At 71.5% G+C, this 25141-nt stretch carries 24 protein-coding genes, 1 tRNA gene and 1 other RNA gene; 21 read left to right on the top strand and 5 right to left on the bottom strand.

Annotation, left to right across the window (positions count from 1 at the left end):
• From Q0Q23_RS10350 to Q0Q23_RS10340, 3 genes are all read left to right on the top strand, one after another.
• Window positions 1-1182, top strand: a complete 1182-nt coding sequence (locus tag Q0Q23_RS10350; RefSeq protein WP_295122840.1) for an ROK family transcriptional regulator — start codon at window positions 1-3, stop codon at window positions 1180-1182.
• A 296-nt stretch (window positions 1183-1478) separates the two neighbouring features.
• A complete protein-coding gene (locus Q0Q23_RS10345; protein ID WP_295122836.1) occupies window positions 1479-2708 on the top strand; it encodes a multidrug effflux MFS transporter in 1230 nt (409 codons plus the stop codon).
• Window positions 2709-2813: 105 nt separating this feature from the next.
• Window positions 2814-3500, top strand: a complete 687-nt coding sequence (locus Q0Q23_RS10340; RefSeq protein ID WP_295122833.1) for a phosphatase PAP2 family protein — start codon at window positions 2814-2816, stop codon at window positions 3498-3500.
• A 15-nt stretch (window positions 3501-3515) separates the two neighbouring features.
• Here the strand turns inward: Q0Q23_RS10340 and Q0Q23_RS10335 are convergent, their stop codons facing one another.
• Entirely contained in the window at window positions 3516-4412 is an 897-nt protein-coding gene (locus Q0Q23_RS10335) for an aminoglycoside phosphotransferase family protein (protein ID WP_295122831.1), read from the bottom strand.
• Window positions 4413-4429: 17 nt separating this feature from the next.
• Here Q0Q23_RS10335 and Q0Q23_RS10330 point away from each other — a divergent pair, with 17 nt between their 5' ends.
• Entirely contained in the window at window positions 4430-5038 is a 609-nt protein-coding gene (locus tag Q0Q23_RS10330) for a GNAT family N-acetyltransferase (protein WP_295122829.1), read from the top strand.
• 17 nt (window positions 5039-5055) lie between these two features.
• On the opposite strand, the gene Q0Q23_RS10325 is transcribed toward Q0Q23_RS10330, so the two are convergent.
• Both Q0Q23_RS10325 and Q0Q23_RS10320 read right to left on the bottom strand, forming a co-directional pair.
• Complete coding sequence (locus tag Q0Q23_RS10325; RefSeq protein WP_295122825.1) at window positions 5056-5622, bottom strand: hypothetical protein; 567 nt, start codon at window positions 5620-5622, stop codon at window positions 5056-5058.
• Entirely contained in the window at window positions 5619-5852 is a 234-nt protein-coding gene (locus tag Q0Q23_RS10320; RefSeq protein WP_295122822.1) for a hypothetical protein, read from the bottom strand. Before Q0Q23_RS10320 ends, Q0Q23_RS10325 begins: the two co-directional genes overlap by 4 nt.
• A 75-nt stretch (window positions 5853-5927) precedes the next feature.
• Between Q0Q23_RS10320 and Q0Q23_RS10315 the strand changes: the two genes are divergently transcribed.
• From Q0Q23_RS10315 to Q0Q23_RS10275, 9 genes are all read left to right on the top strand, one after another.
• Window positions 5928-7127, top strand: a complete 1200-nt coding sequence (locus Q0Q23_RS10315) for an AAA family ATPase (RefSeq protein WP_295122819.1) — start codon at window positions 5928-5930, stop codon at window positions 7125-7127.
• A gap of 53 nt (window positions 7128-7180) precedes the next feature.
• Window positions 7181-8800, top strand: coding sequence for a RecQ family ATP-dependent DNA helicase (locus tag Q0Q23_RS10310; RefSeq protein ID WP_295122816.1), 1620 nt, complete (start codon window positions 7181-7183; stop codon window positions 8798-8800).
• 143 nt (window positions 8801-8943) lie between these two features.
• Window positions 8944-9231, top strand: coding sequence for a hypothetical protein (locus tag Q0Q23_RS10305; protein ID WP_295122814.1), 288 nt, complete (start codon window positions 8944-8946; stop codon window positions 9229-9231).
• A 131-nt stretch (window positions 9232-9362) separates the two neighbouring features.
• Window positions 9363-10154: an EAL domain-containing protein gene (locus Q0Q23_RS10300; protein ID WP_295122811.1), complete on the top strand. Its 792-nt coding sequence runs from the start codon at window positions 9363-9365 to the stop codon at window positions 10152-10154.
• 101 nt (window positions 10155-10255) lie between these two features.
• Window positions 10256-11581 (top strand): diguanylate cyclase, encoded by a 1326-nt coding sequence (locus Q0Q23_RS10295; RefSeq protein WP_295122808.1) that lies wholly within the window; start codon window positions 10256-10258, stop codon window positions 11579-11581.
• A gap of 80 nt (window positions 11582-11661) precedes the next feature.
• Window positions 11662-12516, top strand: a complete 855-nt coding sequence (locus Q0Q23_RS10290; protein WP_295122805.1) for a serine/threonine-protein kinase — start codon at window positions 11662-11664, stop codon at window positions 12514-12516.
• Window positions 12517-12598: 82 nt separating this feature from the next.
• The gene (locus Q0Q23_RS10285; protein WP_295122802.1) at window positions 12599-12901 is read left to right on the top strand and encodes an ATP-dependent DNA ligase; all 303 of its coding nucleotides are present in this window, start codon (window positions 12599-12601) and stop codon (window positions 12899-12901) included.
• A complete protein-coding gene (locus tag Q0Q23_RS10280; RefSeq protein ID WP_295122799.1) occupies window positions 12901-13257 on the top strand; it encodes a hypothetical protein in 357 nt (118 codons plus the stop codon). Before Q0Q23_RS10285 ends, Q0Q23_RS10280 begins: the two co-directional genes overlap by 1 nt.
• The gene (locus Q0Q23_RS10275) at window positions 13254-13529 is read left to right on the top strand and encodes a hypothetical protein (protein WP_295122795.1); all 276 of its coding nucleotides are present in this window, start codon (window positions 13254-13256) and stop codon (window positions 13527-13529) included. Before Q0Q23_RS10280 ends, Q0Q23_RS10275 begins: the two co-directional genes overlap by 4 nt.
• 124 nt (window positions 13530-13653) lie before the next feature.
• Here the strand turns inward: Q0Q23_RS10275 and Q0Q23_RS10270 are convergent, their stop codons facing one another.
• Complete coding sequence (locus Q0Q23_RS10270) at window positions 13654-14394, bottom strand: hypothetical protein (protein WP_295122792.1); 741 nt, start codon at window positions 14392-14394, stop codon at window positions 13654-13656.
• A gap of 293 nt (window positions 14395-14687) precedes the next feature.
• Window positions 14688-14775: transfer RNA gene (locus tag Q0Q23_RS10265), tRNA-Ser, on the bottom strand.
• Between the two features lie 99 nt (window positions 14776-14874).
• Here Q0Q23_RS10265 and ffs point away from each other — a divergent pair.
• From ffs to Q0Q23_RS10225, 8 genes are all read left to right on the top strand, one after another.
• Window positions 14875-14971: signal recognition particle sRNA small type (gene ffs, locus Q0Q23_RS10260), an RNA gene on the top strand.
• A gap of 118 nt (window positions 14972-15089) precedes the next feature.
• Window positions 15090-16484: a DUF1254 domain-containing protein gene (locus Q0Q23_RS10255; RefSeq protein ID WP_295122789.1), complete on the top strand. Its 1395-nt coding sequence runs from the start codon at window positions 15090-15092 to the stop codon at window positions 16482-16484.
• A gap of 2 nt (window positions 16485-16486) precedes the next feature.
• The gene (pta, locus tag Q0Q23_RS10250) at window positions 16487-18625 is read left to right on the top strand and encodes a phosphate acetyltransferase (RefSeq protein WP_295122786.1); all 2139 of its coding nucleotides are present in this window, start codon (window positions 16487-16489) and stop codon (window positions 18623-18625) included.
• On the top strand, window positions 18622-19815 hold the full coding sequence (locus Q0Q23_RS10245) for an acetate/propionate family kinase (RefSeq protein WP_295122783.1): 1194 nt from the start codon (window positions 18622-18624) through the stop codon (window positions 19813-19815). The genes pta and Q0Q23_RS10245 overlap by 4 nt, the downstream gene beginning before the upstream one ends.
• A 15-nt stretch (window positions 19816-19830) precedes the next feature.
• Window positions 19831-21204 (top strand): acyl-CoA thioesterase/BAAT N-terminal domain-containing protein, encoded by a 1374-nt coding sequence (locus tag Q0Q23_RS10240; protein WP_295122780.1) that lies wholly within the window; start codon window positions 19831-19833, stop codon window positions 21202-21204.
• A gap of 53 nt (window positions 21205-21257) precedes the next feature.
• On the top strand, window positions 21258-22550 hold the full coding sequence (locus tag Q0Q23_RS10235; RefSeq protein WP_295122777.1) for an acyl-CoA thioesterase/BAAT N-terminal domain-containing protein: 1293 nt from the start codon (window positions 21258-21260) through the stop codon (window positions 22548-22550).
• The gene (locus tag Q0Q23_RS10230) at window positions 22547-23815 is read left to right on the top strand and encodes an acyl-CoA thioesterase/BAAT N-terminal domain-containing protein (RefSeq protein WP_295122774.1); all 1269 of its coding nucleotides are present in this window, start codon (window positions 22547-22549) and stop codon (window positions 23813-23815) included. Before Q0Q23_RS10235 ends, Q0Q23_RS10230 begins: the two co-directional genes overlap by 4 nt.
• 35 nt (window positions 23816-23850) lie before the next feature.
• A partial coding sequence (locus Q0Q23_RS10225) for a DNA polymerase III subunit gamma and tau (protein WP_295122771.1) occupies window positions 23851-25141 on the top strand: 1291 nt, incomplete at its 3' end.

Below are 25141 nucleotides of genomic sequence, written 5' to 3'. Positions count from 1 at the left end.
ATGAACGGCAGGACGACGGGCACGAACCTCGACACGGTGCGACGGCACAACCTCGCCACCGTGCTCGGGATGGTGCACCGCGGCGGCCCCGTCGCCCGCTCGGCTCTGACCCAGGCGACCGGCCTCAACCGGTCGACGATCGGCGCCCTGGTCGGCGAGCTGGTGGAGCTGGGGCTGGTGCTCGAACGGGAGCCGGAGATCAGCAACCGGGTGGGTCGGCCGTCACCGGTCGTGGCCGCCGACGGGCGCGTGGTCGCCCTCGCGGTGAATCCCGAAGTGGACGCCGTCACGGTCGGGGTGGTCGGCCTCGACGCGCGGGTGCACCGCCGGGTGCGGTATCCCACCGGGCATGTGCCGACCGCGCAGGAGGCCGCCGCCATCGCGTCAGCGGTGATCGACGGGCTCCGGCCCGACCTGGCCACGGCATCCCGGGTCGTCGGTGTCGGGGTCGCCGTGCCCGGACTGGTGCGGGAGGACGACGGCGTGGTGCGGCTGGCGCCGCACCTGGAGTGGGCGGAGGAGCCCTTCGCCGCCGAGCTCGCCGCGGCGACGGGCTATCCGGTGCTCGCCGCCAACGACGCCCACCTCGGCGCCAACGCCGAACGGCTCTTCGGCGCCGGCACAGGCGCGGCCGATCTGGTCTACCTCAACGGTGGCGCGTCGGGCATCGGAGCCGGGGTCATCGTCGGCGGAGCGCCGCTGACGGGTATCAGCGGGTACGCCGGCGAGCTCGGTCACACACTGGTGAACTCGAGCGGGGTGCGCTGCCACTGCGGCGCCATCGGCTGTCTGGAGACCGAGGTGAGTCAGCGGGCGCTCCTGCGCGTGCTCGGCCGGGCCTCGGCCGACCCCGACGAGCTCGAGCAAGCGCTGCGTGCCGCGGTGCAGGCCGGGGACACGGCCGTCGTCGCCGAGGTCGAGCGTCAGCTCGGTTTTCTGGCGACCGCCCTGCGCACCGCGACCAACGTGTTCGACCCGGAGCGCATCGTGCTCGGAGGCTTCCTCGGCGCACTGCACGAACTCGCGCCCGAACGCCTGCCCGGGCTGGTGGCGGCCCAGGCGCTCGCCGCATCGGCCGAGACGCTCACGATCACGCGCGCCGCGCTCGGAAGCGACATCCTCCTCATCGGCGCCGCCGAGCTCGCCTTCGGCCCGCTCCTCGCGTCGCCCTCCGCCGCGTAGGCTCCTGCGCCGGCCGCCCGGCCTCCCCGCGAGGCGGCGCAGAGTCCCACGAAACGCGCCGAGGCGGCGGAGAACGCGCCGCCTCGCTTCCGCAGGGAAAACGCGGGAATGTGCACGTTCACATTAACGCCCGGAAGGCGGTAGGATAAACACACGTCCCGCAATCGAATCGATTCGAACGGCGATCTCCCCGCACCACCTCCCCAGCACCGCGACAGCCGCGGTGCTGTCATTTTTGCGCCCAGCGCCGGGCGCGGCCCTCCACTCCCGCACTCCAGCAGAAGGACGTCTTCTCCGTGACCACCGTCGTGCACCCCGGCGACTCGCTCTCCGGCCGCCAGCGCCTGGCGTACATCCTCATCCTCGGCGCGCTCACCGCACTCGGTCCGTTCACGATCGACATGTACCTGCCGGCGCTGCCGACCCTCGAATCCGACTTCAACGTGTCGACGGCCATGATCCAGCTCACGCTGACGGCGACCACGATCGGATTCGGGCTCGGCCAGCTGCTGGTCGGGCCGTGGTCCGACAAAGTCGGCCGGCGGATGCCCCTGATCGCGGCGACCGCGGTGCACATCCTGGCGTGTCTCGCGGCGGCCGCCGCGCCGAACGTCGAGCTGCTCGGGGCCGCCCGCGCCCTGATGGGGATCGGCGCGGCCGCCGGCGGCGTCGTCGCGATGGCCATGGTGCGCGACCTCTTCGGCGGGCGTCCGCTCGTGCGGATGCTCAGCCGGCTGGCCCTGGTGAACGGGCTCGCCCCGGTGCTCGCACCGGTGCTCGGTTCGTGGCTGCTGCTCGTCATGCCGTGGCGGGGCATCTTCGTCGTGCTCGCCTGCTACGGCCTCTTCGTCATCGTCTGCGTCTCGCTGTGGATCGCCGAGACCCTGCCGAAAGCGCGCCGGCACGACGCCGGCCACGCCACGGTCGGCCAGCGCTACCGCTCCGTGCTGAGCGACCGCGTCTTCGTCGGCATCGCCATCGTGGGCGCCGCGAACTTCACGGGCCTGTTCTCCTACCTCTCGGCGAGCCCGTTCATCTTCCAGGGCCTCTACCGGTTCACCCCGCAGGAGTACGGCCTCCTGTTCGCCGTCAACTCCATCGGCATCATCATCGGCGTGCAGTCGGCGTCGCGCCTGACGAAGTACGTCGGACCGCAGTGGATCCTCGCCGTCTCGACGCTGGTGATGCTCGTCGCCTCCCTCGCCATCGTCGTGCTCGACCAGTCCCATGTCGGCCTCTGGGGGGTGGCCGTCCCGCTCTGGTTCTTCATCGCGGCGTGCGGCTTCGGATTCCCGTGCGTCCAGGTGCTCGCCCTGAACAACCACGGCCACGAGGCCGGAACGGCGGCGAGCCTGCTGGGTGCGCTCAACTTCGGCTCGGCCGGTGTCTTCTCGCCGATCGTGGGCCTGCTCGGCACCGGCAGCGCTGCGCCGATGGGGGCGATGATGGCGATCTGCGCGACCGTCTCGATCGCCGCCCTGTGGCTCATCGTGCGCCCACGGACCGTGCCGGAGCTCGCACACTAGGCCCACGCGACGAACCGTGACCGCCGGGCAGCGAGGGAGTCGCCGGTATCAGGGCGGGCCGGTGCAGCACCGCGCGTGCCCGGCCCCGCCCGGTACGGTGAACCCATGACGGGCGCGAGACCCACCGACCTCCACGCTGCTGCGCGCATCCAGCGCCGCTGGCCGCTGGTGTCCGCATCCGTCGCCGTCGCGCTGGTGATCCTGCTCGGTGCGATCATCGCCTTCCGCCCGACCGAGCCGTTCGCCGTCGATCTGAAGTGGATGGCCGAGGTCGTCGAGCACCGCTCGCCCGGGTGGACCGTACCGGCGCTGTTCTTCAACTACGTCGGGGGCGGCATCCTCGGCTCGGTCGTGATCCCTGTCGTCGTCTTCGCACTGCTGCTCGCTTTCCGGCGGCCGTGGGGCGCGACGTTCTTCGCCGTCGCGAGCGTCGTGTCGGTGATCTGCGTTCAAGTTCTCAAGCACACCGTCGGGCGTGCCCGGCCTTCGGACATCCTGGTCCACGTCGACACCGGTTCATTCCCGTCGGGGCATACAGCCAATGCGGCGACGATGGCGGTCGTGTTCGGCATCCTCTTTCCGCGCATCTGGGTCTGGTGCGTGGGCGTCGCGTGGTCGCTGTTGATGGCGGTCAGCCGCACCTACCTCGGCGCTCACTGGCTGAGCGACACGATCGGCGGGCTGCTGCTGGGCGCGGGAGTCGCCGTGATCGTCTGGGCGCCGCTCGCCTACCGGTTGGCGGCAGAGAGCACGAGACCGCATCCCTTCCTCCGTCGAGCCCGTCGGGCCTGACGCCGCCGGGCGGGCTCAGCGGGCGGCAGCGCGCAGGGCGAGCCTCCCGACGCCGACGGCGGTCCCCGCATCGTCGCCGCTGCGTTCCGACCACGCCGCCGACAGTCCCGCCCACGCGAGCGCCCAGCGGAGCAGCCGCACCGCGTCGATCCCCGTCTCGTCCGCGATCACCCGCACCGTGCGGCCGAACCGACCGGGCGCCAGTGCGACCTCCCGCTTCGGATTGCACAGGATGTTCGCGAAGTCGAAGGCGGGATCGCCGTGGAGGTGCTTCGGATCGATCGCAAGCCAGCCACGTCCGCCTGCCGCACCGGTCTCCGTGCCGAAGTCGAGCACGTTGCCGTGATGCAGGTCGCCGTGCAGCACGACGTCTCCCGCGGGATGCGCGAGCAGCGCCTCCGCTTCGGCGGCGGCGCGGGCGAACAGTCCGTCGTGGGCGACGGGATTCTCCGCGGCGTGCTCGAAGAGCTCGCGGAACCAGCGCCGCAGGTCGACGAGCCCGTCGGGCCTCGGGAGGTCGTCGATGGCGTGGAGGCGCAGCGCCGCGCGGCACAGGATGCGGGTGGCGGCGTCGTCGCCGGCCGCGCCCGACGCCGCCAGCGCAACGAGGTCGCGGTCGCCGTCGGCGCGTTCGAGCAGCAGAGCATCGCCGTCCGCCGCGAGGACGGCGGCGGCACCGCGCCCGGCCCACCAGCGCAGCACGCGGCCGCCCGCGGCCTCCTCGGCGACCGTCGCCAGCTTGAGGTAGGCGGCGCGCCCGTGCTGACGCACGGGTTGCAGCGCACTCGACGGCGTCGAGAACGCGGCGCCGTCCGCCTCCAGCCCCCACCGATTCCGCCAGGGTGCCAGCGCGGCATCGGCATCGGCATCGGGGCCGGCCGCGCGCTCGCCGGCGCGGTGGGAGGAGCTCACCCTGCGATACTTTCACGGTGAGTTCGATCCGACCGTACCGACCGGCAGACCGCGACGATGTCTACGACGTGTGCGTGCGCACCGGGGCGGCGGGGACGGACGCGACCGGGCTGTACTCCGACGACTCGCTGCTGCCGGACATCTTCGCCGGCCCCTATGTCGCGTACCGGCCCGAGCTCGCGTTCGTCGTCGACACCGGCGAACGCGTGGCCGGCTACGTCATCGCCGTCGAGGACAGCCGCGCCTTCGCGCGCTGGTATGACGACAACTGGTTGCCCGGCTTCCGGAGCGCCCATCCGCTCGACCCGGCCCTGGACGCCCGCGAGCGGGAGGTCATCGGCTGGGGTCTCGACCCGCACGCCGCCATCGTCCCCGAGGTCGACGACTACCCGGCGCACCTGCACATCGACCTCCTGCCCGAATCGCAGGGCCAGGGTTTCGGGCGCCGGCTGATCCGCCGGCAGTTGCGCGAGCTCCGCGACCGCGGGGTGCCCGCCCTGTACCTGGGGGTGTCGTCCGCGAATACCGCGGCGCAGGCGTTCTACCGACGGCTCGGCTTCCACGAACTGCCGTCGAGCCGCCCGAGCGCGCCGGTGCTGGGCATCGCGACGGACGCGGACGTCTGAGGCGGAACCCCGGCCGCCTAGCGCAGGCGCGGAAGCCGCTCGAACCAGTAGAGAAGCTCGGGTGACGAGCGCCGCAGCTGTTTCATGGTCATGAAGTCTTCGGCGCGGGTGACCGGCCGATCGAGTTCCTCGGCGACGCGCTCGATGTCCTCCGTCGACCAGAACTGACCGCGCATGCGCAGCAGGACACGGCCGTCGTGGCCGGTGACGAAGAGCTGAGGGAGGGTGTCGAGGGTGCTGCCGTCGTAGAGCCGCACGAGCAGGATGGCTGCCACGTCGGCGGGGCGCACGAGCCGGGTCCCCCCGAAGAACCCGCGCTCCCGAACGCCCTCGGCGCTCAGGGTGATCGTCGCGCTGAAGAATCTGTAGACGCCGACGATCGTCGCGAGCACGACGAGCAGGTGCGCGCCGAGCACGACGGTCCAGGCGCCGTCCGGGATGGTGAGCCAGTAGAGCACCGCGAAGACCGGAGTCGTCAGCGCGAGGACGGCGGTGAGCCCGCGCGTGAACAGATCGCGGTGCGGACGCAGCACGACGTCCTGCGTCACGCCCGTCTGCACGTCCGACCCCTGCTGCCTGCTCATCGATTAGAGCTTGACCGATTCCCCCGATCGTCTGTAGCGGCATTTTGGGGGACACGTCGACCCCGTTCGGCCAGTGCCCGCGCCCGCAGGGAGCGCACGCGGAACGCCGACAGGATGGTCGCGAGCACTCCGACGGCGAACAGCACGATCGTGGCGGGATCGTGCATGGATCGGCCGATCAGCACCGTCACCAGCGCCAGTACGACGGTGGCGCAGAGCTGGCTGAACATACGACCGGTCATGAGACATATGTAACATGCCCGGCTGGATGCTGCATGGTCGGTGGCGCCCTGTAGCATCCCGGCATGATCGCCACCGTCGCCGTCTCGGGTTACCGATCGCTCCGCGATGTGGTGCTGCCGCTCGGCCGGCTCACGGTGGTGACCGGCGCGAACGGCGTCGGCAAGTCGTCGCTGTACCGTGCCCTTCGGCTCCTGGCGGCGTGCGGGCGCGACGCCGTCGTCCAGGCGGTGGCGAGAGAGGGCGGGCTCGACTCGACGCTCTGGGCGGGCCCCGAGCAGATCGGTCGGGCGGTGCGCGACGGGACGCACGCCGTGCGGGGAGTGGTGCGCCGCGGCCCCGTCGCGCTCCGGCTCGGCGTCCAGCTGGACGACGACGGCAGCGATCTCGGCTACGCGCTGGATCTGGGCCTGCCGCAGAAGAGCGCCTCCGCCTTCGGCCGGGATCCCGAAGTCAAGGTGGAGACGATCTGGACCGGGAGCGCCCCGCGACCGTCCGCGATCGCTGTCGACCGTCATGGCGCTCACGTGCGCGTGCGGGACGATGACGGCGGCTGGGCCGAGCTGGGCAGGTCGCTGCGTCCCTTCGAGAGCGTGCTCACGGAGGTCGTCGACCCCCTTCGCGCACCGGAAGTGCTTCGGGTCCGCGAGCAGCTGCGCGCCTGGCGCTTCTACGACCACTTCCGCACCGACGCCGCTGCGCCGGCCCGGCTCCCGCAGCTGGGAACGCGCACGCCCGTCCTCGCGGCCGACGGCACGGACGTGGCCGCCGCCGTGCAGACCATCCGCGAGCTCGGAGGGGGAGACCGCTTCGACGCGGCGATCGAGGAGGCGTTCCCCGGCAGCCGGGTGGAGGTCGTCGCCGAGGGTGCGCAGTTCTCGCTCGCCGTTCAGCAGCACGGCCTGCTGCGGCCGCTGGGCGCGGGCGAGCTGTCGGACGGAACGTTGCGGTTCCTCCTGCTGGCGGCCGCGCTCCTGTCGCCGCGGCCGCCGAAGCTGCTGGTCGTGAACGAGCCGGAGACGAGCCTGCACCCCGACCTCGTGCTCGCGCTGGGGTCGCTGATCGTCGCCGCGTCGCGCGACGCCCAGACCGTCGTTGTCACGCACTCCGCGCCGCTGATCGACGCCGTTCGCACGGCCGCCGCGCGGGAGGGAATGGGGGACGGCTTCACGAGCGTCGAACTGCGCAAGAGCTTCGGGGAGACGACCGTCGGCGGTCAGGAGGGACTGCTCGACCGCCCGACGTGGCACTGGCCCGCCCGGTAGCGGCTAGACCGTGCCGGGTCGGTATCGGCCCGATGGCCGGTACCGTGTGACGCATGTCCCTCGTCCACGACGTCGCAGCCCGCTCGTTCGGCTGGGATCCGCTCCGGCCCGGTCTCGCCGAAGCCGTGGAGGTGCTGCTCGACGGAGGCGACGTGCTCGCCGTCATGCCCACCGGGTACGGCAAGTCGGCCGTCTACCAGCTCGCCGGCACCATCCTCGACGGACTCACCGTCGCCGTCTCCCCGCTCATCTCGCTGCAGGAGGACCAGGTGCGTGCGATCCGCGAGGCGATCGACGTGCCCGGCGCCGTGGCGATCAACTCCGCAGAGGGGGAGCGAGCGCAGGAGCGGGACTGGGAGGCGCTCGCCGCGGGCGACGCCCGGTTCGTCTTCCTCGCACCCGAGCAGCTCGCGAACCCCGCGATCCGCGAACGCCTGGCCGGGCTGCGCGTCACGCTCTTCGCGGTCGACGAGGCCCACTGCGTGTCGGCGTGGGGTCACGACTTCCGGCCCGATTACCTCATCCTCGGCGACGTCATCGACGAGCTGGCGCACCCGCCGACCGTCGCTCTCACGGCGACGGGCGCGCCGCCTGTCCGCGCCGAGATCGCCGAGCGGCTCCACTTGGCCCACCCGCGGGTGCTCGCGACCGGATTCGACCGGCCCAACCTCCGGCTCGAGGTCGCGCGGCACGAGCGCGACTCCGAGAAGCGCGATGCCGTCGTCTCGCAGGCCGTGCGGCTGGCCGGGTCCGGCCTGATCTACGCCGCCACGCGCCGTGACACCGAACTCTATGCCGAGGCGCTCGTCGCCGCGGGGTCCACCTCCGCGCCCTACCACGCGGGCCTCACGGCGGCCGAGAGGGAGGACGTCTACGAGCGGTTCATGGCCGGCCGCGCACGGGTGGTGCCCGCGACCAGTGCCTTCGGGATGGGGATCGACAAGCCCGACGTGCGCTTCGTTCTCCACGCGTCGGTCACCGACTCGCTCGACAGCTATTACCAGGAGATCGGGCGGGCAGGACGGGACGGCGAGGCGGCGGAAATCACGCTCCACTATCGCCCGGAGGATTTCGCGCTCACCCGGTTCTTCTCGGGCGGCGAGCCCGACGCGCAGGAGCTTGCGGCCGTCTTCGCCTCGATCGCGCACAGCCCGGGGTCCTCGCGCGCCGACATCGCCGAGCACGCGGGGATGAGCCCCCGGTCCCTCGGGAGGCTGCTCGGCCTGCTCCGGGACGCGCGAGCGGTCTCCGGCACCGACGACGACCTGCAGGCCGCGCCGTTGGACGCCGGGCAGGCGGCGGCGCGCGCGGTCGCTGAAGCCCTGCTCCGCAAGCGCATCGAGCATTCGAGATCGCAACTCATGCAGGAGTACGCCGAGACCGCCCGGTGCCGGCGGCAGTTCCTGCTCGGCTACTTCGGCGAGGAGCTCGCCGAGCTGTGCGGCAATTGCGACACCTGCTCGTCGGGGAGCGCCGCGCGCTGGATGACGGAGCACGCGGGGGCGGGGGAGCAACCGTTCCCGCCCGCCGCGCGAGTGCGGCACGAGAGCTGGGGAGGCGGGGTGGTCATGCACGCCGACGGCGACCGGCTGACCGTGTTCTTCGATGGCGAGGGCTACAAGGTGCTGTCGCTGGACGCGGTCCGCGAAGGCGGCCTGCTGACCCTCGTCTGACCGCGCTCGCTATCACTGCACGGTGGGTCCGGTCAATGCCCCCGGGTCGGCCGTCGGTCTGTCTTAGTTTCGTCTCGCGGCGGTGAGGCAGCCGACCGCATCGCTGGTGAAGAACCGCATCGCCCTCGAAGAAGGAGTCACAGATGACGATCGCACTCGACCGCCCCGTCCCCGACCGCCCCGTCCCCGACCCGATGCGGGAGGACCCGTCGGGCGCCCTCGCGACCACAGCGGCCGCCGAGCGCGTGTCCTGGAGCAAGCCGGCGAAGTGGCTGTGGGTGGCAGCGACCGACACCGACTATCTCGGGATGGTGGATCGCAACCTCGACGGGTTCTGCGCCACCGGCTTCGACGGTTTCGACCTCGGGGTCTTCGCCGCCCGTTCGGACGCTCAGGCCGCCGTCAGCCGCTACTGGTCGGAGCGCGGCTGAGCGGCGACGGAACCGGGTCGGGGCGCACGCGATCGTGCATGATAGCGGCTCGGTGACGATCAGGCAACGCCCCGGGGCCTCGTCGGCGATACGAGACACTGGAACGACGAATTCGAACCGGGAGGTGGACAGTGCGTTCTGAGGATCGCAGCGCTCGCCTGGAGCGCGACCTCCACGGCGCGGCCCGCCGAGGAGAGATCGTCGCACTGTTCCAGCCGCAGTTCGCGCTGGCGACCGGCGCGATCGTGGGCGCCGAGGCGCTGAGCAGGTGGATCCACCCGCTCTACGGTCTGGTGCCTCCTGGCGAGTTCATCCCGCTGGCGGAACGGCTGGGCCTGGTCGGCGAGATCGGGGACGTGATGCTGCGGCTCGGCTGCAACGCCGCCCGCGACTGGCAGGATCAGGGCCGCCCGATCGAAGTCGCCGTGAACGTGTCGATCCTGCAGCTGAGGACGTCGGCGATCGTCGACACGGTTTCGGGGCTGCTCGACGACATGTCCCTCAGCCCGCGGCTGCTCACGCTCGAGGTGACCGAGAGCACGCCCCTGGCCGACGTGCCCGAGGCGATCGACACCCTCCACCTGCTGCGTGCTCTCGGCGTGAACATCTCGGTCGACGATTTCGGTGCGGCTTACGCGTCCCGCGAGCAGGTCATGGCCCTGCAGGCGAACGAACTGAAGGTCGACCAGTCTCTCGTGCAGTGGTCGGTGGGCAGCGACGGCGAGGAGCTGGCGCGCGCCGTCGAGTTCGGCAAGTCGCAGGGGATGCGCCTGGTCGCGGAGGGCATCGAGACCGCCGACCAGTTGGCGCGGGTCCGCGCGCTCGACTGCGATCGCGGCCAGGGGTACCTGCTGTCGCGTCCGACGACCAAGCCGCAGGTCGACAGCCTGCTGGTCGCGGCCGGCGGCTTCGGCGACCGCTAGCGTGTGAACTTGACCTTCGCCGCGCCAACCGACACTCTCGACTCTATGCATTCAGACCGGTCGCGTACGTGACGCTCGCCGAGCTCGACGAGGTGGCGCGTATGCAGCCCTTCCCTCGGGCCCTCATCGACCGATCGCACACCATCATCGACGCCAACCTGGCGTTGGAGGTGTGGGCGAACCGTCAGCCCGGCGAGCTGACGGGCCTGCCGCTCGCCGCGGTCTTGGGCGTCGACTCCGATGAGCTGTCCGCCGCGCTGCTCACCGGGAATCCGGGAGGCATCCGGCTGGCGTCGACCGCTCACGGCTACCAGGAGACGCAGAGCTCGGTCGTGATCCGTGCGGTGCGCATCTCCGGAGGCCGCACGATAGTGGCGTTCGACCCCGAACTGGCCGCCGTCGGCGAACGGACGCTGGCGCTCGGGCGCCGCGAGAGCGACCGGCTCCAGCTGCTGCTCTCGGCTTCTGTCGCGTTCGCGAAGACGCGGACCGAGGAGGAGCTCGGTGAACTGCTCTCGGAGACCGCACGCCGGGCGTTCAACGCGACGGCCTGCAGCGTGCACACCGGCGAGCCCGGCTCGTTCGAGCTGGTCGCGGGCGACAACATGCTCGCGTCCGCGTGGCCGGAAGACGGCCCGCCGCGCGGAGGAATGGCCGTCGAGTTCGGCCGGGTGGTGACGTTCGAGTCGCCGAAGGAGGCCGATGCCTTCGCGCCCGGACTCGGATTGCGGGAGGTCTTCGAGAAGGCCGGCGTGTCAGCGGCCATCGCGGCGCCGATCATCGAGGACGGCCTCCCGTTCGGTGCGTTCGCCTGCTACTTCGATCAGCCCCGGAGCTTCGACGATCAGGCCGTGCCGCTCGCGGAGGCGCTGGCCCAGCTCGCCGGACAGGTGCTCGTGCGGCTGCGTCTGGAGGCCCGGCTGCGGCGCGCGGCGATGCTCGACGAGGTCACGGGCCTGCCCAACCGCCGGCTCTTCGACGAGAACCTCCAGCAGACCGAGCGTTCCCATGCCGACCAGATCGCCGTGCTGTTCGTCGACCTCGACGGGTTCAAGGCGGTGAACGACTCGCTCGGGCACGCGGCGGGGGATGTGGTGCTGAAGGAGGTCGCGGATCGCCTCGGTCGAGTGTTCCGCCAGGACGACATGATCGCCCGCTACGGCGGCGACGAGTTCATCGCCGCCCTGCGCGTCGCCGACACGTCCGTCGCGCTCGAGATCGCCGATCGGGCGCGCGCGGCCATCGCGGAGGATTTCGCCGGCATCCCGCCGGAGCTCAGCATCACGGCGAGCGTGGGCATCGCGATCACCGACGGCGATGTCGCCGAGGCGTCGATCGACCGTCTCATCCGTCTGGCCGACCAGGCGATGTACGCGGCGAAGCGGGGTGGCGGCGACCAGGCCGTCGTCTACGGCGGCGACCGGTAGCGGCCGTATCCGGCACCGCTCGGGAGCCGGGTGGGTCGTCGGCGGCGATCGGGACGCGGGACATGCCTGAGAATAGTCCAATGAGCTCTCCCGAAATCGCCGTCCCGCTGCTGCTCGGCAGGTACCGGCCGCGCCGGCTGCTGGCGCGCGGCGGCTCGTCGATGGTCTTCCGTGCCCGTGACGAGAACCTGGGCCGCGATGTGGCGGTGAAGCTGTTCTCGTCGGGCAGCAGCGACGACGTCTCCCGGTTCCGGGCCGAGGTCAGTGTGCTCGCCGCGCTGCGTCATCATGGCGTGGTGTCGATCCTCGACGCCGGCGTCGACGATTCGTCGCCCTCCGACCCGCGTCCCTTCCTCGTCATCGAGCTCGTCGAGGGCGACACGCTCCGAGCCGTCCTCGAGGCGGAGCAGCTGACGACGCGCCAGATCGGTGAGATGGCGTTCGAGGTGGCCGAGTCGCTGGAGTACATCCATGCCCGCGGCGTCATCCACCGCGACGTCACCCCGACGAACATCATGATCGTCGACTACCGCACCCGGTTCTCGCGCCCGCGTGCGAAGCTCACGGACTTCGGCATCGCCATCCACTCGACCCGCCCGCAGGCGTCGGAGGACACGACGTTCGGAACCGCGGCCTATCTGAGCCCTGAGCAGGTGCGCAGCCAGAACCTGACCCAGGCCTCCGACATCTACTCGCTCGGTCTCGTGCTCCTCGAGTGCTTCACCGGTGCCATCGCCTTCCCCGGGGCGCCGGTCGAGTCCGCCCTCTCGCGGCTGGATCGCGACCCCGAGATCCCCGACACCGTGCCCGAACGCTGGCGCGACCTCATCCGCTGGATGACGCGGCAGGACCCTGCCGCCCGGCCGTCGGCGGCGGACGTCGCCGAGGCCGCCCGCGGGGCCCTTCGCGAGCATCGCGCACCCGACGCCGAGTGATCGGCCGTCCGGCCGACGGGTCATCATATGATCGACGGGCCGATGCGACCGCACCGGCCTCCCCCCGGAAGGAGCGACCTGCTTGGGTACTCTGATTTACGGCTCCGGCGCGAAGATCGAGATCGACGATCGACTGCTGGCCCATCTTCAGCTGGTCATCACGGCGAAGCTGCGCCGCAACGAGCAGTTCCTGTTCGAGTGGGACCACGACGAGGCCTACTCGCGCGGCCGCACCGCGCTCTGGATCAACCCGTCCGTTCCGGTGCACTTCCAGTACGTCGGCAGCCGGCGCCCGGCGCTCAACCGGGCGTGGACGGAGGCCCTGATGGACTCGGCCAACAGCGTCGGCGGCCTGCGCGTCGTCCCCGAGCCCGCGGCGCACTGATGGGGACGCTCTACTACGGCGACGGCCTGTCGTCGGTCGAGTTCGACGACCGCCTGCTGGCGCACCTCCAGCTGGCGATCACCACGAAGCTGCGCCGGAGCGAGAGCTTCGTGTTCTCGTGGGACGTCGCCGCCGCAGCGGGAAGCGGCTCCAACTCCATCTGGATCTCCCCGACCGTGGGGCTGCGCTTCACCTACCCGACGCAGGTGCGCGAGCCGATCAACCGGGCATGGGTGGAGGCCCTGGTGCGCACCGCGAACAGCGTCTCCGGCCTCCGCATCGTCGACGAACCGGTGGCGGGCGTAGAGTCGCCCGCACAGGCCAAGGAACAGACCGACCGAATGGATGAACAGTGATCGTCAACAGACTGACCGTCGATGGCAAGGACTACTTTCTGCCCGGCTCGGTGACCGAGCTGCGCGAGAAGATCCGTGCCGCGATCCAGGCCGGCGGCGACTACGTGAACATCCCGCCGCTGCACGCGGGCCCCGGCATCGACATCCTGTTCTCGCCGGGCATGCCCGTGGTCTGGAGCCAGATCGACGTCGGAGGCGACCCCGCCGCCGAGGCCGACCGCTCAGAGGCCTCCGAGTCGAGCATCGACGACGACACGTTCGACGGGATCTGAGTTCGGCGTATCGCCGGGAAGGCATGGGCCCCGGGTTCCGCTGTTCGAGCGGACCACCGATTCGATCGAAACGAGCGCGAAGGTTCGCGGTTTCGGGGGAACGCCAGCCCGTTTAGTGAGCTTGTCACTCGGGCCGTGATGGCTTGGCCCTCAGCGAAGCCACTGTGATTTCCAGTCGGCGTATCGTGGCGCGATCATGTTGAGCCTGCGCTTCCAACTTGTCGACACGGTCGCGGAGCGTCGCAAAGAGTTCCGCTTCGTGTTGGCCGGGCTTCGTCGAGTCCGGCGGATGCCAAGAGGTGCCCGGTGGATATATTCGAATCTCGGTGCCGGATTCCTCTAATGAAGCTTTGTCGATCGTCCTCACACGCACGGGGTGCAAGGTCTCATACCGCTCGCGCCATCTGCCCACCTGCAAGAGTGTCCCCAGTGTGAAGGCGTAGGCAACCGCAAAAGGCTGTCCTCCGGGAATGAATGCCAAGGCCAAGAAGCCAGCGCTGAATATGTAGAGGATGTTCTCTCGCCCGTCCGCTGTCAGCGGATCGACGGTGAAGACCTGGCGGAGTGAACCCGGGCCGGCCCAGACCATGTTGAGTACGAGGTCAGGGTTGTCTAACAACTCCGACACTGCCTCGGGGTCGCCGGCAGCCTCTGGGTGGAGGACAGCGACGGTCGCCGCGTCAAATGCCAATTGAAGCGCTTGCTGCGCTGCAGTCAGTACGGCAATGCGTGAAGCGCGCACGTGCATTTCGATGAGGAACACGCCGACCGTCGGCGGCGTTTGACGTTCAGGCGCGTGCTCGAGCAACGGTCCTACGGCGCGGGCAACCGCTGCCACGTCGCGCGCGTAAGCCTCGGCAGTCACCTGCGCACGCTATACCCGGGGCGGCCGAAAAGGCGAGGTCGTGGCACGGGTCATCGTGCACTCCCGTGTGCCGCTCACCGGTGCGCACCAATATCGAGCCCCTGTCGGGGCGTGTAAGTGAGGAGGCCGCCTCGGGAACCATCTCGCCATACGAGACACATTCCGTCAGGCCATCGACCCGACCCGCAGCTACTGGCGCAACAACGAGAAAGCCCCCGGCCGATGGCCGGGGGCTTCTTCAAGTGAGACCTAAGACGCGACTCAGGTGAGACCTATGTCGCGACTCAAGACAATGGCGGAGAATGGGGGATTCGAACCCCCGAGGGCTTGCACCCAACACGCTTTCCAAGCGTGCGCCATAGGCCACTAGGCGAATTCTCCTGGGTTGCCTCCGCCTTGCGGGCGACGGCTCACAATATCTTAGCGGACGGCGGAGGGCCCGTTGTGCACGGCCTCCCAGCGGGAGCCGCTAGACTGGTTCGCGGCTCCCCACGTGGCGCCATCCAGGCCAACTCCCCCAGGGCGGAAACGCAGCAAGGGTAACCGGGCTCTGGCGGGTGCGTGGGGGGTCTTTTTCGTGTTCAGGTTCCCGTTCGGCGTGCCGCGTAGAGTGTCGTCAGCACAGCAGCTGTCCAACATCCTCCCGATTGTTCTACGCTTTGTAGAATGACACTCCGACGAGTCGAGGTGCGCGAATGACCGAGCAGGTAGCCGTTGAGCACGGGATCGCCGAGATGGCGTCCGAAGCATACGTCGTCGGGTTCCCGCTCGTGTTCGACCTCGACCAAGTGCAGCGGTTCACCCGGGAGGGGCTGGGCGCGGTGCCCGCGACCCCCTACAACGTGTTCGGGCACGCCCGCAGCCTGGCCGGCCCGGAATCCACCTTCGTCTCCATCAACAACGACACCGTGTACTCGGTCGCCCAGCTCGATCTCGGTGTGGGGCCGCTGCTGCTGGAGGTCCCCGCCGTCGGCGACCGCTACTACGTCCTCCAGTTCGTCGACGCCTGGACCAACAACTTCGCGTACGTCGGCTCGCGCGCGACGGGTTCGGCGCAAGGCCGGTATCTCCTGGTGCCCCCGGCCTGGGAGGACGAGGACGCGCCGGAGGGCGCCACCGTCATCCGCTTCCCGACCCGCGTCGGCACGATCGTCGGCCGCTGGGCGGTCGCGGGGGAGGACGACCTCCCCGCCGTGCACGCCCTGCAGGACGCCCTGACCCTGACCCAGACGCGCGAGTCGTTCGCCCCCGCGGCCGGCGTCCCGGAGGTCGAGGCGGCCCCGAGCGAAGCGCTCACCTTCTTCGAGCGGATGCGGGTGTGGTCGCAGGAGTTCCCGCCGGCCGAGCACGATCGGCGCGCGCTCGAGACCTACGAGCCGATCGGGCTCACCGGCTCGACGCCCGTCGGCGAGCTTCCGGAGGAGGTCCGCGCGGCGCTCGAGGAGGGCTACGCCGTCGGCCGGCAGGCTCTGGAGTCCGCCCTGCACACCGCTGTGCCGCTCGTGGACGGGTGGCAGGTCAACCTCCACGTCTTCGACTACAACATCGACTACTTCGAAGTGGGCGCTCTCGACGACCCCCAATGGCAGCGGCCCGACCCGGCGACCCGGTACGCCCGACGCGCCGCCGCCGCACTCGGGGGTCTCTGGGGCAACCACGCCTACGAAGCCGCCTACTTCCCGACCTACGTCGATGCCGACGGGGAGGCTCTGACCGGCGAACGGACGTACCGCCTCCGTCTGCACCCGACACCGCCTGTCGGCGCCTTCTGGTCCATCACGATGTACGACCTCCCGCACTACTTCCTGGTCGACAACCCGATCGGGCGGTACTCCCTGGGCGACCGCACTCCGGGGATCGTCTACGACTACGACGGCGGCCTGACCATCACGATCAGCGCTGCCCGCCCGACCGACCCGAAGGCGGCCGCGAACTGGCTGCCCGCGCCGTCCGGGGCGTTCCGGCCGCTGCTGAGGATGTACGCGCCGGGGCCCGCCGTGCTCGACGGCAGCTACCGGCTCTCGCCGATCGAGCGCGTCCCCGCATCCGACAACGACACCACACCGCCGATCGACGAGGAGACCGACTGACCGTGGCCCGTTCGCTCTACATCACCTCCGCGGAGGGGCACACCGGCAAGTCGACCGTCGCCCTCGGCGTCCTCGAGTCGCTGCGGCACTCGGTCGGTCGGGTGGCCGTGTTCCGGCCGATCGCCCGCTCGACGGTCGAACGCGACTACGTGCTGGAGCTGCTGCTCGACCGGGTGAGCGCCGAGCTCACCTACGAGGAGGCCATCGGGGTCACCTACGAAGATGTGCACGCCGACGCTGACGCCGCACTCGGCGAGATCGTGCGGCGGTTCCGGGCCGTCGAGGCCCGCTGCGACGCCGTCGTCATCCTCGGCTCCGACTACACCGACGTCGGCAGCCCGACCGAGCTCGGTTACAACGCCCGCATCGCGGCGAACCTCGGAGCCCCGGTGCTGCTGGTGCTGGGCGGCCGGATCGGCCAGGGCTTCGGAGAGCGGCTCGGTCAGGCCGAGCCGCGCACGCCGGAGGAGCTGCGTCAGCTGGCCGAGCTCGCGCTCGCCGAGCTGCGCGAGGAGCACGCCGGCGTGGTCGCCGTGATCGCGAACCGCGCCGACGCCGAGCGGCTGGACGAGATCGTGTCCGCGGTCGGCGAAGCGGTGGCGGCGGCCGGGCCGGCGGTGGCGTCGGGCCCGGAGCTGCCTCCCGTCTGGGCGATCCCGGAGGACGCCTTCCTGGTGGCGCCGAGCATCCGCTCGATCATGGAGGCCACGGGCGGGTCCCTCATCGGCGGCGACGAGGAGCTGCTGGCGCGCGAGGCCCTCGGGGTCGTCGTGGCGGGCATGTCGATGGACAACGTGCTCCCTCGGCTGGTGGAGGGGGCCGTCGTCGTCGTGCCGGGCGACCGGACCGAGGTGCTGCTGGCCGTGCTGATGGCGAACGCGTCCGGCACGTTCCCGTCCATCGCGGGCATCGTGCTCAACGGCGGCTTCGACCTCCCCGAACCCATCGAGCGGCTGCTCTCCGGGCTGCGCTCGCCGCTGCCGATCGTGCGGACCTCGCTCGACACCTACGAGACGGTCGTGCGCATCACCCACGCCCGCGGGCGGCTCGCCGCTGATTCGCAGCGCAAGTACGACACCGCGCTCGCACTGTTCGAGCGTCACGTCGACGCGAACCGGCTCCTGGCGCTTCTCGACGTCTCGCGCCACCAGGTCGTCACGCCGCTCATGTTCGAGTACGACCTCATCGAGCGAGCCCGGGCCGCCGACAAGCACATCGTGCTGCCGGAGGGCGAGGACGACCGCATCCTCCGCGCCGCCGCCACTCTGCTCGCGCGCGGGGTCGCGCGCCTGACGATCCTCGGCGAGCCGTTCGAGGTGCGCTCGCGGGCGATCGAGCTGGGCCTCGACCTCAGCCGCGCGGAGGTGCTGAGCCCGTTCGACGACGTCCTTCGGCTCCGGTTCGCGAACGAGTACGCGAAGCTGCGCGCCCACAAGGGCATCACGGTCGACCAGGCGGCGGACACCGTCACCGACGCCTCCTACTTCGGCACGATGATGGTGCACCTGGGCCTGGCCGACGGGATGGTCTCCGGCGCGGCGCACACGACGGCGCACACCATCCGGCCGGCCTTCGAGATCATCAAGACCCGCCCCGGCGTGTCCGTCGTGTCGAGCGTGTTCCTGATGGCCCTGGCCGACCGCGTCCTGGTCTACGGCGACTGCGCCGTCGTCCCCGACCCCACGGCCGAACAGCTGGCCGACATCGCCGTCTCGTCGGCGCGGACGGCCGAGCAGTTCGGCATCGAGCCGCGCGTGGCCATGCTGTCGTACTCCACAGGGGACTCCGGAGCGGGAGCGGACGTCGACAAGGTCCGCACGGCGACCGAGCTCGTCCGTGAGCGAGAGCCGCAGCTCGCCGTCGCCGGGCCCATCCAGTACGACGCGGCCGCCGACGCCGCCGTCGGCGCCGCCAAGATGCCCGGGTCCCAGGTCGCCGGCCGCGCGACGGTCTTCATCTTCCCCGACCTCAACACCGGCAACAACACGTACAAGGCGGTGCAGCGCAGCGCCGGCGCCGTCGCGATCGGTCCGGTGCTGCAGGGCCTGCGCAAACCGATCAACGACCTGTCGCGCGGAGCGACCGTCGACGACATCGTGGACACCGTGGCGATCACCGCGATCCAGGCAGCGCTGTCATGAGCGCCGTGCTGGTGGTCAACAGCGGCTCGTCGTCGCTCAAGTACCAGCTGATCGACGCCGGCAGCGAGGAAGCTCTGGCCTCCGGGCTGATCGAGCGGATCGGCGAGGCCTCCGGGCACATCCGGCACACCGGTCCCCGCGGCAAATGGGAGACGACGCTCGCCATCCCGGATCACACCGCCGCCTTCCGGGTGATGCTCGACGCGTTCGACGCGGAAGGTCCGAGCCTCGACGAGAACCCGCTCGCCGCGGTCGGGCACCGGGTGGTCCACGGCGGCAAGCGGTTCTTCGAGCCGACGATCGTCACACCCCTGGTCGAGATCAACATCGAGGATCTCGCCGACCTGGCGCCGTTGCACAACCCGGCCAACCTGGAGGGGATCCGCGCAGCCAAGGCCGCCTTCCCCGACGTGCAGCACGTCGCCGTCTTCGACACGGCCTTCCACCAGACGCTCGCGCCCGAGTCATACACCTACGCGATCGACGCGGCGCTCGCCGACCGGCACCGGGTGCGCCGATACGGCTTCCACGGCACCTCGCACAAGTACGTGTCCGGCGCGGCTGCGGAGTTCCTCGGCCGGCCGCTGGCGGAGCTGAAGCAGATCGTCCTCCACCTCGGCAACGGCGCGTCGGCGTGCGCGGTCGACGGCGGTCGCTCGGTCGACACCTCGATGGGGATGACTCCGCTGGAGGGGCTCGTGATGGGCACCCGGTCCGGCGACCTGGACCCGGCCGTGCTGGTGCATCTCGCGCGCCGCGCCGGTCTCGGGATCGATGACCTCGACGAGCTGCTCAACCGCCGTAGCGGCCTGCTCGGGCTCTCGGGCCACGGCGACATGCGCGACGTTCGGCACGCTGCGGAGTCGGGAGACGCCGCCGCGCGCCTGGCGCTCGACACGACGGTCCACCGGCTGAAGCACTACATCGGCGCCTACACCGCGCTCCTCGGCGGCCTCGATGTGCTGACCTTCACTGCGGGAGTCGGTGAGAACGACCGCAGGCTGCGCGCCGAGGTGTGCGCCGGGCTGGACGTGCTGGGAATCCGACTCGACGCCGAGCGCAACGACGCCACGTCGAGCGCGGCCAGAGTGATCTCCGCCGACGACTCCCGCGTGACCGTGCTCGTCGTCCCCACCGACGAGGAGCTGGAGATCGCCCGGCAGTCCCTGCAGGCGGTCGGCGCGGGCTGAGCGGGCGGGTGCGGCATGCGGCGGCGCGGCGATGGGGCCGGGCGGGTCGGACGGACCACCCGGACGACCGCACTGCGCACCGTCGGGGCGGCGCTCGTCGTCGCGGCGCTCGCAGTGACGGGCGGGCTGAGCGGCTGCGCGAGCACGGAGGGGCAGGTCGGCCCGCGCTTCGTCACACCGCCTCTGATCCGGTTCAGCTCGGTGCTCTGGCCGGTTCCGCTGCAGCTGGTGGGCGCGCAGCCCGGCGTCCGGCTCAGGATCACGGCCTCCCTCACCTCGGCGCGCGGCACCTGGACCTCGGGTGCGACCTACCAGGTGGGCGGCGACGGGACGATCGATTTCGCACATGACCGGCCGCAGCTCGCGCCCTTCAGCCGGCCCGACTCCGCCGGGTTGTTCTGGTCGCTGCGCGGCCCGTCGCTGAGCACGGCAGACCTCGCCCGGCAGTGGATGCGCGACACGAGTCCGGTGACGCTCACGGCGGCCGACGGCGATCGCGTGGTCGCCCGGCGGACCTTCCGCCTCGAGGGACTCGGCACGACCTCCCGCGCCGCGACGGTCTACACGCACGATCTGGCGAATGACGGCGTCGGCGGCCGGCAGGCCCCGCACGAGACGCACGAGGACGAGCCGGTCGGGACGTTCTGGAGCGCCGCGTCGATCGAACGGCCGGTCGGGCCTGCGGTGCTCATGTTCGACGACCCGTCGCCGGGGGCGTCGGCGGCGTTCACCGCCCCGGTGCTCTCGCAGTTCGGGGCGTCGGTGTTCGTCGTCCCGGTCGGCTCGCCGGACGGCGTGCACGTCTCGACGGTCATCGACAGCGGCACGGTCTCCGCCGTGCTGGAGTGGCTCGATCGGCGCACCGGCGTCGACGCGCGGCACCTCTTCGTGTACGGCACGGGTGCGGCCGAGCAGCTCGCCGTCTGGGCGGCCACCCGTTTCCCGAGACAGTTGCACGGGCTGTTCGCGGGAGGCGGGGCGTCCTCGCTGCTCTGCCTCGCCGGTTCGAGTGCGTCGCCGGTCTTCGCCGGGAGCGTCGGCCTGCCCTGCGTCCGCGAACCAGGGCCGGTGGTCGCGCCGCCGTCGCTCCAGGCGGTCGCGGGTCCCGTCGTCCTGACCTGCGGCCGGGACGACGCGGTGTACCCGCGAGCCTGCGACGACCTCCTCGCGCTCGCCCGCACGCGCGCGACCCGCGCCGGTGACGGGCTGCTCGTCCGATCCCATGCCGCTCACGCCGTGACCGTGCCACCGGGCCTGCCGATCGATCTCCCGACCGGAGACGGGCATGGAGACGCGGCCGCCACCGCAGACGCGCAGTCGACCCAGGCCGCCCGCATCGCGTTCTGGAACGCGGTGGGACAGCAGCTGCTGCGGGCGGTGCTGTCGTGACCGGCCGGATGCCTCCGCCCGGGCGCCTGCGCAGGCTGCCGCGCCTGCGCTCCGTGCCGCGCCTCCGTGCGGCCGCGTTCGTGCTCGTGCTGGCAGCGACGCTCACGGGCTGCGTGGGTGCCCCGGCGGGCGGCGCGCGGATCGTCGTCGCGCGGTTCGGCAACGCCACGGCCGATCCCGTCGTCGTCTCGGTGACGGGCCTGCGGCCGGGGCAGGACGTCGTGCTCACCGCCACGGCGTCGACGGCGGCTGGCACCTGGAGCTCGCGGGCACTCTACGCCGTGCCGCCGACCGGCGTCGTCGACACCGCCTCCCAGCAGCCGATCACCGCCCCGTACGTGCGGCCGGACGCCGGTGCTCTGCTCTGGAGCATGACGGGTCCCTCGGTCAGCCAGACCGACCTGGAGCGCGCGTGGGCGGAGCGCCCGGTCCGCATCGAGGTGACCGCGCAGCAGCAGGGGGTTCCGGTCGCGATCGCGGAGGTGCAGCGTTCACCGCTGGCCGCGCAGAGCGTCGAACGCGACGTGAGCATCGCCGATCTGACGCGCGACGCGAACGGGCCGCCCGAGCCGGTCCCGCCGGTGAACGGACCCGGGCTGCGGGTCGGGACGCTCTACACCCCGCTGCCCACCCTCGTCCATCCGCGCCCCGCTGTGCTCCTGATCGACGGGGACGGCGACGCGGCGGCCGGTGCGTTCGCCGCGCGCCGGATCGCGGCCATCGGCTTCCCGGTGCTGGCGCTGCCGGCGTTCGGCCCGGAAGGGCAGCTTCCCGGGTCGGCCGCGCTGTCGGTGCAGACCTTCGACGCCGCGCGTGCGTGGCTCGCCCGCCGTCCGGGTGTGGATCCGGCGCGCATCGTCGTCTACGGCACCGGGCCGGCAGCGCCGCTCGCACTCTGGTTCGCAGCGAACGAGCCAGGGGATGTGTACGGGGCCATCGCCGCGAGCGGCCCGACGGCCGAGCTGTGCGCCTCGGCGGCGGGTGCGCCGTCGCTGCTCGACGACGGCCGGCCCGTCCCGTGCGCCGACCCGGACCGGGCCGTCGCGGACACGCCCATCCTGCCGCTCGACCGCATCCCTGGGCCTTTGCTGCTCGCCTGCGGCACCGCCGACGAGCAGCTGCCCACCGCGTGCGAGTGGACAGCCGCGGGAGCCGGAGCCCGGGGGCCTCGTGCTGCGCGGGAGACCCTCGTCGCCGAAGGGTCGGCGGGCGAGCTGAGCGCGCCTCCGATGCTCCCGATCGGACTCGGCGACCTTCCGGCGCAGACCGCGCAGGCGACCGAGGACGCTCGCGTGGCATTCTGGTCGCGGGTGACCGCCCTGCTGGAAGGAGCGATCGGACCGTGACGAGAGAACGGAACCGCACGGTGCGCCACCGCGTGCTCGCCGTGCTCGCCGCCGTCGCGATCTCGGCGGTCGCGCTGACGGGCTGCGGGTCCCCGTCCGGCTCCGCAGGGCCGCGCTTCCAGCTCAGCGCCGACCCGAGCCCGGTCTGGCAGCCGGTCGGCATCCGGATCGTGTCGCTGCCGCCCGGTCAGCAGGTCACCATCCACGCGACGCTGCGGCGCGGCGGCAGCTGGACGTCGCAGGCGGTATACGCCGTGCCCGCCGACGGCGTCGTCGACCTCGCCACGGACGCCCCGCTCGAGGCGCCGTTCACCGGCGCGGACGGGATGGGCCTGTTCTGGACCATGCGGGGCGCGACGGGCGAGGCGGCCACCTCGGACGTGACCTGGGGCGGCTCGTCGTTCTCCGTCGACCTCCGGGCCTCGGTGGGAGGGCGGCCCGTCGCGGAGACGCACGTGCAGCGCGTCGGGCTGACCGCGGCGGCGCCCGTGCGCGCCGTGTTCGACGACGGGATCACCGGCGACTACTTCGAGCCCGCCGGCTCGGCGGAGGGCGTGCGGCCGGGCATCATCGTCTTCGACGGCACCGACCCCGGGCAGCAGACGGGCGTACTCGCGGCTGCGACGCTCGCGGCCCTCGGCTTCCCGACGCTCGACCTGTCGACCTACGGTTCCGCCGGGCAGCTCGAGCCGCTCCGCAGCCTCTCGGCGGAGCGCTTCCTCACCGCCCTGGGCTGGCTGCGGTCGCAGCCGGGGGTGGACGACCAGCGCATCTTCACGTTCGGCACGTCGCGCGGGGCGCCGCTCGCGCTCTGGGCGGCGGCCGCGTACCCGGGAACGGTGTACGGGGCGATCGCTCCCGGAGGCACGACCGGCCTGATCTGCCCATCGCCGGTGCCCAGCCCCGCTGTGACCGTCGACGGTGCGTGGGTGCCGTGCACGACGGGGACCCACGATCCGGCTCCGGCGGCCGTGCTGGACATCGAGCGGATCCCCGGGCCGGTCGTGCTTGGCTGCGCCGGGAAGGACGAGATGCTCGCCAACGGGTGCGCGTGGCTCGACGCCGCGGCGCGGAAACGCCCGCAGCGCGAGGGCGACGCCTACCTGCGCGCTCCGGATGCGACCCACCTGTTCTATCTGCCGCCGTACACGCCGCTGCTCCTGCCGGAGGGGTCTGCCGCGCAGCCCACGGAGCGCGCCAGGGAGGCTCTGTGGGCCGACATCCTCGCCGCTCTGACGGCGCCGTCGTCGGTGCCGGGACGCTGAGGTCGAATGTCAGCGGCGACAAGTAGCATGTGTGGGTGGTAACCGCTCTCTATCGCCGATATCGGCCCGACACCTTCGCCGAGATGATCGGGCAATCGCAGGTGACCGAGCCGCTGATGACGGCGCTGCGCACCAACCGGGTCAACCACGCCTATCTCTTCTCCGGTCCGCGCGGCTGCGGCAAGACCACCTCGGCGCGCATCCTGGCGCGGTGCCTCAACTGCGCGGAGGGCCCCACCGACACCCCGTGCGGAAAGTGCGCGAGCTGTATCGAGCTCAGCCGTGACGGAGCCGGCTCGCTCGACGTCGTCGAGATCGACGCCGCCAGCCACAACGGCGTCGACGACGCCCGCGACATCCGCGAGCGGGCGATCTTCGCCCCGGCACGCGATCGCTACAAGATCTTCATCCTCGACGAGGCGCACATGGTCACGCCGCAGGGCTTCAACGCGCTGCTGAAGATCGTGGAGGAGCCGCCGGAGCACGTGAAGTTCATCTTCGCGACCACCGAGCCGGAGAAGGTCATCGGCACGATCCGCTCGCGCACGCACCACTATCCCTTCCGCCTGGTCCCGCCCGCTCAGATGCTGGAGTACGTCCAGAGCCTCTGCGACAGCGAGGGCATGACCGTCGCGCCGGGCGTCCTGCCCCTGGTGGTCCGTGCCGGAGGCGGTTCGCCGCGTGACACGCTGTCGCTCCTCGACCAGCTGATGGCCGGCTCCGAGGGCAGCTCGATCGAGTACGAGCGAGCCGTCGCGCTCCTCGGCTACACCCACGCCGCGCTGCTCGACGAGGTCATCGACGCGATCGCGGCTCGCGACGCCGCCGGGGCGTTCGCCGCGGTCGACCGCGTCATCCAGACCGGGCAGGACCCGCGCCGGTTCGTCGACGATCTGCTGGAACGGCTGCGCGACCTCATCGTGGTGGCGGCCACGAGCGTCGAGGGCGCCTCTGCCGTGCTGCGCGGAGTGCCGCAGGACGAGCTGGACCGCATGGGCGTGCAGGCGATGAAGTTCGGTGCGGCGGAGCTCAGCCGCTCGGCCGACATCGTCAACGCCGCGCTCACCGAGATGACGGGGGCGACGTCGCCCCGCCTGCACCTCGAACTGATGATCGCGCGCGTGCTGGTGCCGTCGAGCGACGACACCGAGCGCGGCGCGCTCGCCCGCGTGGAGCGCCTGGAGCGCCGTATCGGCGTCAGCGACGTCGGCGGCCCGGATGCGTCGCGTGCGGAGGCGCCTGCCGCGGCCCCTGCGCCTGCTGTGGTCCCTGCGCCTGCCGCGGCCCCTGCGCCTGCTGTGGTCCCTGCGCCTGCCGCGGCCCCTG

Origin of the sequence: uncultured Leifsonia sp. (assembly GCF_945957465.1) — a bacterium.
Lineage (GTDB): Bacteria > Actinomycetota > Actinomycetes > Actinomycetales > Microbacteriaceae > Leifsonia.
This window is presented reverse-complemented; position numbering and strand designations above follow the sequence as displayed.

Excerpts from the sequence above, each read along its gene's own strand:
- Q0Q23_RS10325 (WP_295122825.1), bottom strand. The coding sequence starts at position 5,622 with ATGAGCAGGCAGCAGGGGTCGGACGTGCAGACGGGCGTGACGCAGGAC.
- Q0Q23_RS10320 (WP_295122822.1), bottom strand. The coding sequence starts at position 5,852 with ATGTTCAGCCAGCTCTGCGCCACCGTCGTACTGGCGCTGGTGACGGTG.
- Q0Q23_RS10295 (WP_295122808.1), top strand. The coding sequence starts at position 10,256 with ATGCAGCCCTTCCCTCGGGCCCTCATCGACCGATCGCACACCATCATC.
- Q0Q23_RS10305 (WP_295122814.1), top strand. The coding sequence starts at position 8,944 with ATGACGATCGCACTCGACCGCCCCGTCCCCGACCGCCCCGTCCCCGAC.
- Q0Q23_RS10310 (WP_295122816.1), top strand. The coding sequence starts at position 7,181 with ATGTCCCTCGTCCACGACGTCGCAGCCCGCTCGTTCGGCTGGGATCCG.
- Q0Q23_RS10280 (WP_295122799.1), top strand. The coding sequence starts at position 12,901 with ATGGGGACGCTCTACTACGGCGACGGCCTGTCGTCGGTCGAGTTCGAC.
- Q0Q23_RS10350 (WP_295122840.1), top strand. The coding sequence starts at position 1 with ATGAACGGCAGGACGACGGGCACGAACCTCGACACGGTGCGACGGCAC.
- Q0Q23_RS10245 (WP_295122783.1), top strand. The coding sequence starts at position 18,622 with ATGAGCGCCGTGCTGGTGGTCAACAGCGGCTCGTCGTCGCTCAAGTAC.
- Q0Q23_RS10290 (WP_295122805.1), top strand. The coding sequence starts at position 11,662 with ATGAGCTCTCCCGAAATCGCCGTCCCGCTGCTGCTCGGCAGGTACCGG.
- Q0Q23_RS10315 (WP_295122819.1), top strand. The coding sequence starts at position 5,928 with ATGATCGCCACCGTCGCCGTCTCGGGTTACCGATCGCTCCGCGATGTG.
- Q0Q23_RS10255 (WP_295122789.1), top strand. The coding sequence starts at position 15,090 with ATGACCGAGCAGGTAGCCGTTGAGCACGGGATCGCCGAGATGGCGTCC.
- Q0Q23_RS10340 (WP_295122833.1), top strand. The coding sequence starts at position 2,814 with ATGACGGGCGCGAGACCCACCGACCTCCACGCTGCTGCGCGCATCCAG.
- Q0Q23_RS10240 (WP_295122780.1), top strand. The coding sequence starts at position 19,831 with ATGCGGCGGCGCGGCGATGGGGCCGGGCGGGTCGGACGGACCACCCGG.